This is a genomic window from Pantoea sp. RIT-PI-b (assembly GCF_001187905.1).
GTDB lineage: Bacteria > Pseudomonadota > Gammaproteobacteria > Enterobacterales > Enterobacteriaceae > Pantoea > Pantoea nemavictus.
This window is the reverse complement of record NZ_LGIS01000017.1, coordinates 183019-198056: the sequence shown is the minus strand read 5'-3', so window position 1 is coordinate 198056 and position 15038 is coordinate 183019. Positions and strand designations below refer to the sequence as shown.

Genomic DNA, 15038 nt, shown 5'->3' with positions numbered 1-15038 from the left:
TCAGGGAGACACCATGACTTACCAACAGGCTGGCCGCATCGCCATCCTTAAGCGTGTGGCTGGCTGGGTGATTTTCATACCGGCACTGCTATCCACCATCATTTCGCTGCTGGGCTATATGTTTAAGCACAGTGAAAAGCAACCAGGCATTGATGCGGTGATGCTCGATTTTGTCCATGTCATGGTCGATATGGTGAAGTTCAATACACCGTTTCTCAATGTATTCTGGCAAAACTCACCGGTGCCGGAATTTAATGGCGGCGCGAATATCGGATTCTGGCTGATCTACATCCTGATTTTTGTCGGCATCGCCTTACAGGCATCAGGTGCTCGGATGTGGCGTCAGTCGCGCCATATTAAAGAGGGAATTGAGGATCAGCTGATCCTGGAACAGGCTAAAGGCAGTGAAGGGCGCACGCGCACGCAACTGGAAGAGAAAATTCACATTCCACGCCACACCATTTTTTTGCAGATTTTCCCGCTTTATATCTTGCCTATCGTTATCGCTATCGCCGGGTATTTCGTGCTTAAGCTGCTCGGTATGCTGTAAAACGTCAGGCCGGTTTGGCCTGACGAGCTCCCAATACATCTTCATCTAATAACTGGCCGATGGCGAACTGGGCTTCGCCCGTCCAGTTGCCGCCGAACACGTTAGCGCGATTGAGCAAGTAATAGAGCTGATAAACCGGCTGACGCTGTGAGAAACCCTCTGCCAGCGGCCAAACAGCATGGTAGCCATCATATATCTGGCGTGGTAGGTCAGCGTAATAACTCAGCATGGCCAGATCGCATTCACGATCGCCCCAGTAACAGGCGGGATCGAACAGCCACGGGCCGTTGACGCTACCTGCACAGTTGGCTGGCCATAGATCGCCGTGTAGTAAAGAGGGCTGCGGATGATGGTTGGCTAAAGCGCGCTGTACGCAATCGACAATCAGCTCGGTATTGCCATAATGCACGCCCTTCTCAGCGGCCAGCTGGAGCTGCCAGCCGATGCGTTGCTCAGCAAAGAACACCGACCAGCGACGTAACCAGCTATTCGGCTGCGGCGAGGTGGTGATGTTGTTGTCGTAATCGAGACCAAATTGCGGTTGCTCGCTCCATTGATGCAGATTCGCGAGTTGCTGACCGAGCTGGAAGGCGCTCTTGTCGTTTAAGGGTTCGGGCGCAATATATTCCAGGAGCAGGAAGCTGGTATCGCGATCGTTGCCGACGCCATACACTTTTGGCACGCGCACAGTTTGCGTGCGTGCCAGCAAATCAAGTTGATCCGCTTCCCAACTAAACAGCGTGAGCATGTCGCGAGTATTACATTTGACGAACACCTCCAATTCCCCGTAACGGATACGCCACGCAGGGTGAACGTCGCCGCCGGGAAGTTCCTGGCGTTCAGTAATTTCGGCATCGCCGGCGTATTCGCTTAACAGACGACTAATGGTTGACCACATCGGGTAATCCTCTTTATTCGCTGCGTAAGTTCGATTGTAACGCGCAAAACTTCAGCAAACCTGACGTCGATGCGGTTTTTTGCAATGCGTCAGGATTGGTTTTTCAGAAATGCTTCCAGCGTAGTGACTTCAACCTCGGGTTTATGGTCCAGCGCAATTTGGGCATATCCCGCCGCTTGCTCAGCAACGTCATGTTCCTCTAAGGCGCTGACGATACCAAAACTGTTGGTGCCAAGTTCATGCGGATGGCCGTCATTATCGTTTAATGAGGTGCTATATCCGCCATTAATCATGGCGCTGTTAACGGACTGCAAGTCACCCAAGCCATTTTCCTGGTATTTCAACGTGACAATGTAACGTTTTAGGTCACTCATTATTCACCTCATTGTTATCGAACAGATTTCAGCGTAGACCAGCAGGCTGAATAGAGCGAATTTCGAGCAATTTATTGCTTTGCGTGAGACGTAAATCTGCGTCAAGAGAGTTAAGAGAATTCTTGTTGTTTTTGGGCTGCTATTTGGTTATTTGCCCCCTATAATGCGCAACGAAAATGGGAGAAATCCCATTAAATGAGCGCTCCAGCGGCTTTTCTGGCTTTTTTTGTGAGTACATGCTTTTTTACAAAACTTACGCTAAATTGCATTGCTTGGCCGGAGAAACGCTTCAAACTCTTCGTTTTTTAAACTGTCGTACGGATTACTTTTAATGAAAGCCTTCAACAAGCTGTCCGCTATTTTATTGCTCTCTGCTGGAGCATTTTGTCACCAGGCATTGGCAGATAACGCCGTTTTCACCTCAATGGATGACCCTTCCACGGCGAAAAAACCGTTTGAAGGCACTGCGTCAGCGGGTTATCTGGCTCAAACCGGTAACACCACCAGCTCTTCGCTGAGTGCTGCTACCAATATGACGTGGTACCAAACCAACACCGCATTGAGTCTCTGGGGCAATGCTTCAAACAACTCATCTAACGATGAGCGTTCATCTGAGACCTATAACATCGGTGGTCGTAGCCGTTACAACCTTAATAGCGCTGATTACCTGTTTGGACAGGCGAGCTGGTTAAGCGATCGTTTCAACGGTTATGATTCACGCGACGTGCTGACAGCCGGTTACGGTCGTCAGATCCTCAACGGTCCGGTTCACTCACTGCGTGCTGAATTCGGTCCGGGTGTACGTTACGATGATTTCCGCGAAGGCGGTCATGAAACCAAAGCGCTGGGTTATGGCGCAGTGAGCTACCAGTGGCAGCTGACGGATACCACCAAGTTTATTCAGGGTGTATCTGTGTTGAGCAGCTTCGGTGAAGACACCACGCTGAACTCAGAAACCGCGTTACAGGTGGCTATCAATGATCACTTCGCACTGAAACTGGGTTATAACGTGACCTGGAATAACAACCCACCAGAATCTGCGCCCGATCGTACCGACACTAAAACCACGATCCAGCTCTCATACGCGATGTAAGCGAGCCGTGTGTGAATCACCGCTGCCAGGCCTGCGCCTCGCGGCGGTTTTTTTTATTTCTCTTTAGCTTAGCGAATCTCCGCACGGGTTTTGATCGGCGGCGAAAGCTGCTATTATCATCGCCGCTTTACATTCCTGGCGTCATTCCGACAACGTGGGTCTGACATCACGCCGGGTTACACACTACGAAACTCAGTTTTGCATGTAGGCTTTCGTGTGGCTTACCACTGCATTTAAGGATATGAAATGCCAGTAATTACTCTTCCTGATGGCAGCCAGCGCAGCTTTGACCGTCCCGTTAGCGTGATGGATATCGCTCTGGATATTGGACCGGGTTTGGCGAAAGCCTGTATCGCTGGTCGCGTGAATGGCGAGTTGGTTGATGCGGTTGATCCCATCACCGAAGATGCTCAGGTAGCGATTATTACCGCTAAAGACGACGCCGGTTTAGAAATCATTCGTCACTCGTGTGCACACCTGTTAGGGCATGCGATTAAGCAGCTGTGGCCAAACACCAAGATGGCTATCGGCCCGGTGATTGATAACGGTTTCTATTATGACGTCGATCTGGAACATACGTTAACTCAGGAAGATCTTGAGCTGCTGGAAAAACGTATGCACCAGCTGGCTGAAAGCAATTATGATGTTGTTAAGAAGAAGGTGAGCTGGCAGGAAGCACGTGACGTGTTTGCCGAGCGTGGCGAAAGCTATAAAACCACTATTCTTGACGAGAACATCAGCCATGACGACCGTCCTGGCCTGTATCACCATGAAGAATACATCGACATGTGCCGCGGTCCGCACGTGCCGAATATGCGTTTCTGCCATCACTTCAAACTGCAGAAAATCTCCGGAGCTTACTGGCGCGGCAACAGCGATAACAAAATGCTGCAGCGCATCTACGGTACGGCCTGGGCGGATAAAAAGCAGTTGGCTGCCTATTTGCAGCGCCTGGAAGAAGCGGCGAAACGCGATCACCGTAAAATCGGTAAGCAGCTTGATCTGTACCACATGCAGGAAGAAGCACCGGGCATGGTGTTCTGGCACAATGACGGCTGGACCATCTTCCGCGAGCTGGAAGTGTTTGTGCGTACCAAGCTGAAAGAGTACGACTATCAGGAAGTAAAGGGTCCGTTCATGATGGACCGTGTGCTGTGGGAAAAAACCGGTCACTGGGAAAACTACAAAGAAGCGATGTTCACCACCTCTTCAGAGAACCGTGAATATTGCATCAAACCCATGAACTGCCCCGGCCACGTGCAGATCTTTAATCAGGGTCTGAAATCCTACCGCGACCTGCCGCTGCGTATGGCGGAATTTGGTAGCTGCCATCGTAACGAACCTTCAGGTGCGTTACATGGTCTGATGCGTGTACGCGGCTTTACTCAGGATGATGCTCACGTCTTCTGTACCGAAGATCAGGTACGTGATGAGGTGAACAGCTGTATCCGCATGGTATACGACATGTACAGCACCTTCGGTTTTGAAAAAATCGTGGTGAAACTGTCGACCCGTCCGGAAAAACGTATCGGTACCGACGAAATGTGGGATCGTGCGGAAGTGGATTTGGCAGAAGCGCTGAAAGAGAATGACATTCCATTCGAATATCAGCCAGGAGAAGGTGCCTTCTATGGCCCTAAAATTGAGTTTACCCTGTACGATTGTCTCGACCGCGCCTGGCAGTGTGGCACCGTTCAGCTAGACTTCTCCCTGCCAAAGCGTCTGGACGCTACTTTTGTCGGCGAAAACAACGATCGCCAGACACCGGTAATGATTCACCGCGCAATTCTCGGTTCGATGGAGCGCTTTATCGGCATCCTGACCGAAGAGTTCGCTGGATTCTTCCCGAGTTGGTTGGCGCCGGTGCAGGCTGTAGTGATGAATATCACCGACAGTCAGTCAGAATATGTCAGTGAACTGACAAAGAAATTGCAGAATGCGGGCATTCGTGTCAAAGCAGACTTGAGAAACGAGAAGATAGGCTTTAAAATCCGCGAGCACACATTACGTCGCGTCCCTTATATGCTGGTTTGCGGTGACAAAGAGGTGGAAGCAGGCAAAGTTGCCGTGCGCACCCGCCGTGGTAAAGACCTTGGGAGCATGGACGTAGATGTGTTTGTTGAGAAGCTGCAACAAGAGATTCGCAGCCGACATCTTCACCAATTAGAGGAAACAGGTTATTAAAGGCGGAAAACGAGTACAACCGACACGTCCGAACCGTATCAACGGCGAAATCCGAGCCACCGAAGTGCGCTTAACTGGCGTAGACGGTGAGCAACTTGGCATTGTCACCTTGCGTGAAGCCATTGAGAAAGCTGAAGAAGCTGGCGTAGATTTAGTTGAAATCAGCCCGAACGCCGAACCGCCGGTTTGCCGTATTATGGATTACGGCAAGTTCCTTTATGAAAAGAGTAAGTCTTCTAAGGAACAGAAGAAGAAGCAGAAAGTTATCCAGGTTAAGGAAATCAAATTCCGTCCTGGTACCGATGATGGCGACTATCAGGTCAAACTACGCAACCTGATTCGCTTTCTGGAAGAGGGCGATAAAGCCAAAATCACGCTGCGTTTCCGCGGTCGTGAGATGGCGCACCAGCAGATCGGTATGGAAGTGCTTAACCGCGTCCGTAAAGATCTGTGTGAAGACATGGATCTGGCGATTGTCGAATCCTTCCCTTCGAAGATCGAAGGTCGTCAGATGATCATGGTGCTCGCTCCTAAGAAGAAACAGTAGGCCTTCAAGTAATAATGCCGCGCAGCGCTTGCGTTGCGCGGATTTTTATTCGCCTATCTGATTCATTTTATTAACAATGCGAAGTGGATATTTGTAAAAATGCCAAAGATTAAAACTGTACGTGGCGCCGCTAAGCGCTTCAAGAAGACCGCTTCTGGTGGCTTCAAGCGTAAACACGCAAACCTGCGTCATATTCTGACTAAAAAGTCTACTAAGCGTAAACGTCACCTGCGTCCGAAAGGCATGGTGTCTAAAGGCGATCTGGGTCTGGTTATTGCCTGCCTGCCGTACGCATAAGTAAACTTTTTATAAATTTGCCTGAACACGTTGCGTAACGGCCATTGGCTTGCAGGGTATAAGGCGTCACAGAATATGATAAAGGAGAGCTCACATGGCTCGCGTTAAACGTGGTGTAATTGCTCGCGCACGTCACAAGAAAATCTTAAAACAAGCTAAAGGCTACTACGGTGCACGTTCACGTGTATACCGCGTTGCCTTCCAGGCTGTTATCAAAGCTGGTCAGTATGCTTACCGTGACCGTCGTCAACGTAAGCGTCAGTTCCGTCAACTGTGGATCGCGCGTATCAACGCTGCGGCTCGTCAGAACGGTATCTCTTACAGCCGTTTCATCAATGGCCTGAAAAAAGCCTCTATTGAAATCGACCGTAAGATTCTGGCTGACATCGCTGTATTCGACAAAGTGACATTTACTGCACTTGTTGAAAAAGCAAAATCAGCTCTGGCGTAAGTCAGTTGAAAAAGGGAGCTTGCTCCCTTTTTTATTACCCGCAACTCACGCAAAAGATTGACATTTTGGCCGCTGCGCATTTCAATAGTGCGGTTTCTAACATGACAAGGTAACGCAAGCATGAATGCTGCTATTTTCCGTTTCTTTTTTTACTTTAGCGCCTGAACATCAGGGGCTTTTGCGCATAAGAAAAGAAACGAAAAATCGCGCTGAAAGCCTCCCTCGTGGAGGCTTTTTTATTTCTGGCGACACTTAATCGGATCACACGATCCCAACGAGAACTGACCAGCCCGGCTGGAAGAAGAGGAAATCATGTCCCAACTCGCAGACCTGGTGGCCCGTGCCACGGCCGCCATCGACGAGGCGGCGGATATCGCTGCTCTGGACGCCGTGCGCGTCGAATTTTTGGGTAAGAAAGGGCACCTGACGCTGCAAATGACCACTCTGCGCGAATTGCCAGCAGAAGAGCGTCCAGCAGCCGGTGCGGTTATCAACGATGCCAAGCAGCAAGTGCAGGATCGCCTTACCGCGCGCAAAGAGACGCTGGAAAGCGCTGAGCTGAACGCGCGTCTGGCGGCAGAAACCATCGATGTGTCGCTGCCAGGTCGTCGCGTTGAGAATGGCGGTTTGCATCCGGTCACTCGTACCATCGATCGTATCGAAAACTTCTTCGGCGAACTCGGTTTTGCGGTAGTGACCGGTCCGGAAATTGAAGATGATTACCATAACTTTGATGCGCTGAATATTCCGGGGCATCACCCGGCGCGTGCCGACCACGACACCTTCTGGTTTGATGCCACGCGTTTGCTGCGTACCCAAACTTCAGGCGTGCAGATTCGCACTATGAAAAATCAGCAGCCGCCAATCCGCATCATCGCGCCAGGCCGCGTTTATCGTAACGACTACGATCAGACGCACACACCGATGTTCCATCAGATGGAAGGTTTGATTGTCGATAAAGACATTAGCTTCACCAATCTGAAAGGCACGCTGCACGATTTCCTGAACAACTTCTTCGAAGAGAACCTGCAAATCCGCTTCCGTCCTTCTTACTTCCCGTTTACCGAACCGTCTGCGGAAGTAGATGTGATGGGTAAAAACGGCAAATGGCTGGAAGTGCTCGGTTGCGGCATGGTCCACCCGAACGTACTGCGCAACGTGGGCATCGATCCGGAAGTGTATTCAGGCTTTGCCTTTGGCATGGGCATGGAGCGTCTCACCATGCTGCGCTACGGTGTGACCGATCTGCGCGCCTTCTTCGAAAATGATTTACGTTTCCTCAAACAATTTAAATAAGGGCAGGTTATCCAATGAAATTCAGTGAACTCTGGTTACGCGAATGGGTAAATCCAGCCCTGGACAGCGCTGCGCTGTCTGAGCAAATCACCATGGCCGGCCTCGAAGTGGATGGCGTCGATCCGGTTGCCGGTGCTTTCACCGGTGTTGTCGTGGGTGAAGTGGTTGAGTGCGGCCAGCATCCGAATGCCGACAAACTGCGCGTTACCAAAATCAACGTTGGCGGCGATCGCCTGCTGGATATCGTTTGCGGCGCGCCAAACTGCCGTCAGGGCCTGAAAGTGGCGGTGGCCACCGTGGGTGCGGTATTGCCGGGCGATTTCAAAATCAAAGCGGCAAAACTGCGCGGCGAGCCGTCTGAAGGCATGCTGTGCTCATTCTCAGAACTGGGCATTTCCGACGATCACAGCGGCATCATTGAGCTTCCTGCTGATGCGCCGATGGGTACCGATATCCGCAGCTATCTGCAGCTGGACGATAACACCATTGAAATCAGCGTCACGCCAAACCGCGCCGATTGCCTCGGCATCATCGGTATTGCGCGTGATGTGGCGGTACTAAACGGTTTACCGCTGACCGCGCCTGCCATTCAGCCGGTCAACGCGACGATTAGCGATACGTTCCCGATTCGCGTCGATGCCACCGCAGCGTGTCCGCGCTACCTTGGCCGCGTAGTAAAAGGGGTGAATGTGAAAGCAGCCACGCCGTTGTGGATGCGTGAAAAATTGCGTCGCTGCGGTATTCGCTCAATCGATCCGGTCGTCGATATCACCAACTTTGTGCTGCTGGAGCTTGGCCAGCCGATGCACGCCTTTGATCTCGACCGCATCGACGGTGGCATTGTGGTGCGCATGGCGAAAGAGGGCGAAGTGCTCACGCTGCTGGATGGTACCGAAGCCAAACTGAGCAGTGATACGCTGGTGATCGCCGATCACCACAAAGCGCTGGCGATGGGCGGCATCTTTGGTGGCGAGCATTCTGGCGTGAATGAAGAGACACAAAACGTCCTGTTTGAGTGTGCCTACTTTGATCCTCTGGCGATTACCGGCCGTGCACGTCGTCAGGGCCTGCATACCGACGCATCGCATCGCTACGAGCGTGGTGTCGATCCCGCGCTGCAGCACAAGGCGATTGAGCGTGCCACACAGCTGCTGCTGGATATCTGTGGCGGCGAAGCCGGCCCGGTTATCGATCAAACTGACGCGAATGCGTTGCCGCCGCGCGCCACCATCACGCTGCGTCGTGAAAAGCTTGACCGTTTAATTGGCCACGTCATTGCCGACGATCAGGTGACCGATATCCTGACGCGTCTCGGTTGCGAAGTGACGGTGGGTAGCGGTGAATGGCAAGCCGTAGCGCCAAGCTGGCGCTTCGATATGGCTATCGAAGAAGACCTGGTGGAAGAAGTGGCTCGCGTGTACGGCTACAACAACATCCCCGATGTGCCGGTAAAAGCCAGCCTGATCATGACGCAGCATCGCGAAGCCGATCTGTCGCTGAAACGCGCGAAAAATCTGTTGGTTGATAAAGGCTATCAGGAAGCGATTACTTATAGCTTCGTTGATCCAAAACTGCAGCAGCTGCTGCATCCAGGTGAAGAAGCCCTGATTCTGCCAAGCCCGATCTCAAGCGATATGTCGGCGATGCGCCTATCGTTGTGGAACGGTTTGCTGGGGGCGGTGGTGTACAACCAAAACCGTCAGCAGGGCCGCGTGCGCCTGTTTGAGAGTGGTTTGCGCTTTGTACCTGATACACAGGCCGATCTGGGCATTCGCCAGGATCTTATGCTGGCCGGTGTTTTAAGCGGTAATCGCTACGAAGAGCATTGGGATCTGGCGCGTCAGACGGTTGACTTCTATGATTTGAAAGGCGATTTAGAATCGCTGCTGGATTTGACCGGTAAACTCGATGAGATTTCCTTCCGTGCGGAAGCCAATCCGGCGCTGCACCCAGGACAAAGCGCCGCAATTTATTTACACGGTGAACGAATCGGATTTATCGGTGTGGTTCATCCAGAGCTGGAACGTAAGCTGGATCTTAATGGTCGCACCTTAGTGTTTGAACTGCTTTGGAATAAGGTCGCAGACCGCGTCCTGCCTGATGCGCGCGAGATTTCACGCTTCCCGGCAAACCGTCGCGATATCGCTGTGGTGGTGGCTGAAAACGTGCCAGCAGCAGATATCATTGCGGAGTGTAAGAAAGTTGGCGTAAATCAGGTAGTTGGCGTAAACTTGTTTGACGTGTACCGTGGTAAGGGCGTAAACGAAGGTGAAAAGAGCCTTGCGATTAGCCTGATTTTGCAGGATACCAGCCGGACACTCGAAGAAGAGGAGATTGCCGCGACCGTTGCTAAATGCGTTGCGGCATTAAAAGAGCGATTCCAGGCAACCTTGAGGGATTGAACCTATGGCGCTTACAAAAGCTGAAATGTCAGAGTACCTGTTTGAAAAACTCGGGTTGAGCAAACGTGATGCCAAAGAGTTGGTTGAACTTTTTTTTGAAGAGGTTCGCCGCGCGTTGGAAAACGGAGAACAGGTAAAACTGTCCGGATTTGGTAATTTTGATCTGCGTGACAAAAACCAGCGTCCGGGCCGTAACCCGAAGACGGGGGAAGATATTCCTATCACCGCGCGCCGAGTGGTGACATTCCGTCCGGGACAGAAGTTGAAAAGTCGCGTTGAGAACGCGACACCCAAGGATGCTGACTAATTTCAGTACGACAAAAAGGCCGCTTAGCGGCCTTTTTTTTGCCTGAAAACTGGCCGTTCTGCACGATGTATTCACGATGTAAGGATTGCGTAATCATCCGGAAAATAGGGTGAAAATCGGTCCGCGCCGATAGTGACTGCGGCAACGCTTTTGTTATAACAGCGCCATCACACAGCAACTGGTTTGAATAATGAAAAAGACCGCACTTTTATTAAGCATCCTGTTAGGCATGCCGCTGTTGGCTAGCGCCAATGTTTCCGTCAACATCAACACGCCAGGTGTTTCCATTCATATTGGCGATCAAGATAAGCGAGGCTACTATTGGGATGGTTACGACTGGCGTGCACCAACCTGGTGGAAGCAGCATCATAACCAGCGTATTGGCACCAAAGGCCCGCACGGTTACTGGAATGGTAACGGCTGGCAGGCCCAGCATCCAGGCAATGGTGCGCACCGGGATAACCCACGCCAGCCACATCAGCAGTCGCAGCATCACGATCAGCGTGATAAGCAGCAGAAGCATGATAATCACGGCCAGCCGATTCCTCCGCATCAGTAGTACACGTCCAGCGGCGCCTTCACAGCGCCGCTTTCTTTTTGCTGTAATCCCTCTACAATCAAATCTCTGTTTTCTCAGCCAATCTTATCTATGACTCTGCTGGATCAGCTTGCCCGTCAGGCAAATCGCCGCAGCCAGCGCTGGCTTATCGCACTCAGCGTGCTGTTAGTGCTGTTGATTGGACTTAGCCTGTGTGCCGGTGACAGCTGGATTTCCCCCACCCAATGGTTTTCGGCCAATGGCGATCTGTTCGTCTGGCAACTGCGCATGCCGCGTACGCTGGCAGTGGTGCTGGTTGGCGCGGCGCTGGCGGTATGTGGTGTGGTGATGCAGGCACTGTTCAACAATCCGCTAGCGGAACCGGGCTTGCTTGGCGTGTCTAATGGCGCTGGCATTGGTTTGGTGATGGGCGTGATGCTCGGTAACGGCTCATTATGGAGCTTAGCGCTGGCGGCGATGGCTGGCGCACTACTGATTACGCTTCTTTTGCTGCATTTCGCGCGCCAACAGTTATCGGTGAGCCGTTTACTGCTAACCGGCGTAGCGCTGGGCATTATCTGTAGCGCGATCATGACGTGGGCGGTGTACTTTAGCACCAGCCTCGATCTGCGCCAGCTCATGTACTGGATGATGGGCGGTTTTAGCGGCATTGACTGGCGCTATGGCTGGATGATGCTGGCGCTGTTGCCGGTCACGCTGCTGTTAATTGCTACCGCGCGTACGCTTAACTTACTGGCGCTGGGTGAAACCTCAGCGCGTCAGCTGGGTTTGCCGCTGCTGCTGTGGCGCAATTTGCTGGTACTGGCTATGGGTTGGTTAGTCGGCGTTAGCGTGGCGATGGCCGGCGCAATTGGCTTTGTTGGCCTGGTCATTCCGCATCTATTACGCCTCAGTGGTTTAAGCGATCACCGCTATCTGCTTCCGGCGGCAGCGTTGGCGGGTGCGGCGGTACTGCTCGGCGCAGATATTATTGCTCGGCTGGTTTTAACCTCGGCCGAACTGCCGATCGGTGTGGTAACCGCCACGCTCGGCGCGCCGCTGTTTATCGTGTTATTAGTGAAGTCTTCGCGCTAGCTTTGGCTGGCAACGTGTTATCAACAACAGGAATCGACTATGAGCATTTATCAAACTGAACTGGTCACGCTGGATGGAGAGAAAACCACGCTGGCAGCATATGAAGGAAAAGTATTGCTGGTGGTGAATGTGGCCTCAAAATGTGGCCTGACGGCGCAGTATGAGCAGCTGGAATCGTTGCAAAAAGCCTGGCAGGATAAAAATTTCAGCGTGCTCGGTTTCCCGTGCAATCAATTCCTCGAGCAAGAGCCGGGCAGTAACGAAGAGATCAAAACCTTCTGCAGCACCACTTACGGCGTTACCTTCCCCATGTTTGATAAAACCGATGTCAACGGTGAACAGCGTCATCCGCTGTATGCGCAGCTGACGGCGGCACAACCGGTTGCGCAGCGTCCGGAAGGCAGCGGGTTCCTCGAACGTATGGAGAGTAAAGGCCGTGCACCTAAAGCGCTGGGCGATATTCTGTGGAACTTCGAGAAATTCCTCATCAATAAGCAGGGCCAGGTGATTGCACGCTTCTCACCGGATATGACGCCGGATGACCCGATCATTCTGAAACGCGTTGAGCAGGCGCTGGCAGAGTAAATGGTGCTGCAGTGCCACGGAGCCAGCGTCTCAGGGCGACTGGCTCCGGTCGAACTTTGCGTCAACGCCGGTGAACTGGTGCACCTGGTTGGGCCGAACGGTGCCGGCAAAAGTACGCTGCTGGCGATGCTGTCAGGCTTGTTGCCGAGCCAGGGCAGCATGCTGATCGGCGGTACAGCGCTGGCGGCGCTTAGCGGGGCGGCGTTGGCGCAGCTGCGTGGCTGGCTGCCTCAGCAGCAGATGGCGCCGGGACAGATGCCGGTGTGGCACTATCTGCGTATGCACATCGCGCTACTAACGGCTGAAACCGACGTTGTTTTACAAGACGTACTGGCTCAACTGGGGCTACAAGACAAGCTGACCCGCAGTGTGACGCAGCTTTCCGGCGGAGAGTGGCAACGGGTGCGTCTGGCTGCCGTGGTGCTACAGGTCCATCCGGCGCTTAATCCACGCGGCAAGCTGCTGCTATTAGATGAACCAATGAGTGCGCTGGATGTGGCGCAGCAGCGGGCAGTCGATAAGCTGCTGGCTGAGCTGTGCCGTAGCGGACTGGCAATTGTCGCCAGCGGCCACGACCTTAATCACAGCCTGCGCCATGCCGACCGCGTGTGGTTGATGCATCGGGGCGAGGTGGTTAAACAAGGCAGGGCCAGCGCGGTGTTAACTGCGGCACAATTAGCGCCACTCTATCAAACTCCGTTTGAACAAATCGATACCGCACAAGGTCCGCTGCTGTTTATTCCCTGACAGAGGATTGCGTGCCGTAGCGCTTTGCCGCTAAAGTGTCAGCCGGACAAGGAATGAAGGAAAACGCTGATGCGGCTGACGATTTTTATTTTGGCACTGTTGCTGGCCGGTTGTAGCCATCATGCACCGCCGCCCAATGGTCGTCTGTCCGATTCCATCACCGTAATTGCCCAGCTCAACGAGCAGCTTAGCCGCTGGCGCGGCACGCCCTATCGCTACGGCGGTTTAAGTCGGGGTGGTGTCGATTGCTCGGGTTTTGTCTATCTCACTTTCCGCGATAAATTCGACATGCAGCTACCGCGTTCGACTATCGATCAAACCGACATTGGTACCCGTATCAATAAAGACGATCTGCTGCCTGGCGATCTGGTGTTCTTCAAAACCGGTAGTGGAGAAAATGGTTTGCATGTGGGTATTTATGATACCGACAACACCTTTATTCACGCCTCTACCAGTCAGGGTGTGATTCGCTCCTCGCTGGACAATGTTTACTGGCGCAAAGTATTTTGGCAGGCGCGTCGCATCTAAACGTGGATCTGTTTGAGCAATAAAAGCGCGAAAAAATAAGGGTTATTCACCCTGAATTAAATCCGAATTGTGCCGATATTTAACTATCATTTAAAATGGCACTTTACCCGCCATTGATTTAATACTAAAAATAAAGCGTAATTTTATTTAATTGGTATGGACATTAACCCGGCTTATTTGGCTTAAGTATTATTTGCGGCTTAAACCGACGTAATAAGACTGAAAACGGCATCTCTTCAAACGTTTGGTCCTATTGCCTGGTTGTTTTCGTTGATATACGATGCGCCAATTGCCATTGCTTCTGGCTTGTAAAATGAAAGTCCATCTGTCTGCCGACTATCAGTCGGAAACCTGGTTTTATCCAGTTTATTCTCTGACGGGCCAGCTGACTGCGGTCGAGCTGGTTACGCAATTTGTCCACGACAGCGCACCTATTACGCTGCCGCAGGATTTGCTGTTGCCGCAGCTGGATGATGCGCAGCAATTACGTCTGTTACAGAGCCAACTTTCATTGCTGGAAAAGTACCGCGACTTTTTTGAGCTCAATCAAATTATCGCTTTGGTTCGTATTGATGATTCTATGGCAAATACACTTTTAGCCAGCGAGTTTCTGTTAAGAAAATTCAAACAAATTCCTTTTATTGTTTTGGATATCAGCGAAACGTTTCCGCAATTGGCATTGGGTAAATCCCATCCTCTGTTAGCGGCGTTGCAACACGAATTTCGTTTATCGCTTTCACAATTTGGCGCAGGAAAAGCACCGGCAAATGCGGTGTACGATAATCTGTTTAGCGTCCTGAAACTGGATAAAGCCTTTATTCAGGGGTTGGCTAAGCGCGCTTCCTTTACGCCATTTATTCAAACGGTTATCGATACTTTCTCTGATTTTGCAGAGCAGATCATTATTTGCGGTGTCGATGATAACCAAATGATGGAAAAGATGAACACGCTTAGCGGTGCGCAGCTGCAGGGCAGCCTGTTCCCGGTGGTTAAGGCCGAACGCTTGAACGATCTGATTTATTCCGACCTTGATTTACCCACGCCTTCGCAGCAGTAATCCTTTCGCCTGTCTTCCGCGCCGCGTCGGCGTTACACTCTGCTTTATCTTAAAACTCAATGCTGGTGCCTTGTTAAAGTGCACCTTCA

18 protein-coding genes and 1 other annotated feature are annotated in these 15038 nt (G+C 51.9%); of the genes, 16 read left to right on the top strand and 2 right to left on the bottom strand.

Features of this window, described 5'->3' with window-relative positions:
* Positions 1 to 13 precede the first annotated feature (13 nt).
* On the top strand, positions 14 to 550 hold the full coding sequence (locus AC790_RS11275) for a YniB family protein (protein ID WP_049851873.1): 537 nt from the start codon (positions 14 to 16) through the stop codon (positions 548 to 550).
* A 4-nt stretch (positions 551 to 554) separates the two neighbouring features.
* On the opposite strand, the gene AC790_RS11270 is transcribed toward AC790_RS11275, so the two are convergent.
* Positions 555 to 1448 carry a fructosamine kinase family protein gene (locus tag AC790_RS11270; protein ID WP_049851835.1) on the bottom strand — a complete coding sequence of 298 codons (894 nt, stop codon included), beginning with the start codon at positions 1446 to 1448 and terminating at the stop codon, positions 555 to 557.
* Positions 1449 to 1537: 89 nt separating this feature from the next.
* Positions 1538 to 1822, bottom strand: coding sequence for a type V toxin-antitoxin system endoribonuclease antitoxin GhoS (gene ghoS, locus AC790_RS11265; protein WP_049851834.1), 285 nt, complete (start codon positions 1820 to 1822; stop codon positions 1538 to 1540).
* A gap of 331 nt (positions 1823 to 2153) precedes the next feature.
* Here ghoS and AC790_RS11260 point away from each other — a divergent pair, with 331 nt between their 5' ends.
* The 15 genes from AC790_RS11260 (at position 2154) to AC790_RS11195 (ending at position 14949) form a co-directional block, all read left to right on the top strand.
* Positions 2154 to 2915, top strand: a complete 762-nt coding sequence (locus AC790_RS11260; RefSeq protein ID WP_007892650.1) for a YdiY family protein — start codon at positions 2154 to 2156, stop codon at positions 2913 to 2915.
* A gap of 246 nt (positions 2916 to 3161) precedes the next feature.
* Positions 3162 to 5099: a threonine--tRNA ligase gene (gene thrS / locus AC790_RS11255; RefSeq protein ID WP_007892653.1), complete on the top strand. Its 1938-nt coding sequence runs from the start codon at positions 3162 to 3164 to the stop codon at positions 5097 to 5099.
* Positions 5095 to 5646 carry a translation initiation factor IF-3 gene (infC, locus tag AC790_RS11250; RefSeq protein ID WP_036621995.1) on the top strand — a complete coding sequence of 184 codons (552 nt, stop codon included), beginning with the start codon at positions 5095 to 5097 and terminating at the stop codon, positions 5644 to 5646. Before thrS ends, infC begins: the two co-directional genes overlap by 5 nt.
* 99 nt (positions 5647 to 5745) lie before the next feature.
* Positions 5746 to 5943 carry a 50S ribosomal protein L35 gene (rpmI, locus tag AC790_RS11245; RefSeq protein WP_004157374.1) on the top strand — a complete coding sequence of 66 codons (198 nt, stop codon included), beginning with the start codon at positions 5746 to 5748 and terminating at the stop codon, positions 5941 to 5943.
* Between the two features lie 94 nt (positions 5944 to 6037).
* Positions 6038 to 6394 (top strand): 50S ribosomal protein L20, encoded by a 357-nt coding sequence (gene rplT / locus AC790_RS11240; RefSeq protein WP_007892678.1) that lies wholly within the window; start codon positions 6038 to 6040, stop codon positions 6392 to 6394.
* Positions 6395 to 6509: 115 nt separating this feature from the next.
* Positions 6510 to 6635 (top strand) — a sequence feature (Phe leader region).
* Positions 6515 to 6559, top strand: coding sequence for a pheST operon leader peptide PheM (gene pheM / locus AC790_RS24710; protein ID WP_106120997.1), 45 nt, complete (start codon positions 6515 to 6517; stop codon positions 6557 to 6559). It overlaps the preceding feature by 45 nt.
* 71 nt (positions 6636 to 6706) lie before the next feature.
* The gene (gene pheS / locus AC790_RS11235) at positions 6707 to 7690 is read left to right on the top strand and encodes a phenylalanine--tRNA ligase subunit alpha (protein ID WP_007892680.1); all 984 of its coding nucleotides are present in this window, start codon (positions 6707 to 6709) and stop codon (positions 7688 to 7690) included.
* Between the two features lie 14 nt (positions 7691 to 7704).
* Positions 7705 to 10092 carry a phenylalanine--tRNA ligase subunit beta gene (gene pheT / locus AC790_RS11230; protein ID WP_049851833.1) on the top strand — a complete coding sequence of 796 codons (2388 nt, stop codon included), beginning with the start codon at positions 7705 to 7707 and terminating at the stop codon, positions 10090 to 10092.
* A 4-nt stretch (positions 10093 to 10096) separates the two neighbouring features.
* A complete protein-coding gene (ihfA, locus tag AC790_RS11225; RefSeq protein ID WP_007892687.1) occupies positions 10097 to 10399 on the top strand; it encodes an integration host factor subunit alpha in 303 nt (100 codons plus the stop codon).
* A gap of 190 nt (positions 10400 to 10589) precedes the next feature.
* Positions 10590 to 10958, top strand: a complete 369-nt coding sequence (locus AC790_RS11220) for a DUF2502 domain-containing protein (protein WP_049851832.1) — start codon at positions 10590 to 10592, stop codon at positions 10956 to 10958.
* Between the two features lie 90 nt (positions 10959 to 11048).
* Complete coding sequence (btuC, locus tag AC790_RS11215) at positions 11049 to 12032, top strand: vitamin B12 ABC transporter permease BtuC (protein WP_007892691.1); 984 nt, start codon at positions 11049 to 11051, stop codon at positions 12030 to 12032.
* Positions 12033 to 12071: 39 nt separating this feature from the next.
* The gene (locus AC790_RS11210; protein WP_049851831.1) at positions 12072 to 12617 is read left to right on the top strand and encodes a glutathione peroxidase; all 546 of its coding nucleotides are present in this window, start codon (positions 12072 to 12074) and stop codon (positions 12615 to 12617) included.
* On the top strand, positions 12618 to 13364 hold the full coding sequence (btuD, locus tag AC790_RS11205) for a vitamin B12 ABC transporter ATP-binding protein BtuD (protein WP_049851830.1): 747 nt from the start codon (positions 12618 to 12620) through the stop codon (positions 13362 to 13364).
* Positions 13365 to 13433: 69 nt separating this feature from the next.
* A complete protein-coding gene (locus AC790_RS11200) occupies positions 13434 to 13892 on the top strand; it encodes an NlpC/P60 family protein (protein ID WP_007892697.1) in 459 nt (152 codons plus the stop codon).
* Positions 13893 to 14205: 313 nt separating this feature from the next.
* A complete protein-coding gene (locus AC790_RS11195; protein ID WP_007892699.1) occupies positions 14206 to 14949 on the top strand; it encodes an EAL domain-containing protein in 744 nt (247 codons plus the stop codon).
* Positions 14950 to 15038 lie beyond the last annotated feature (89 nt).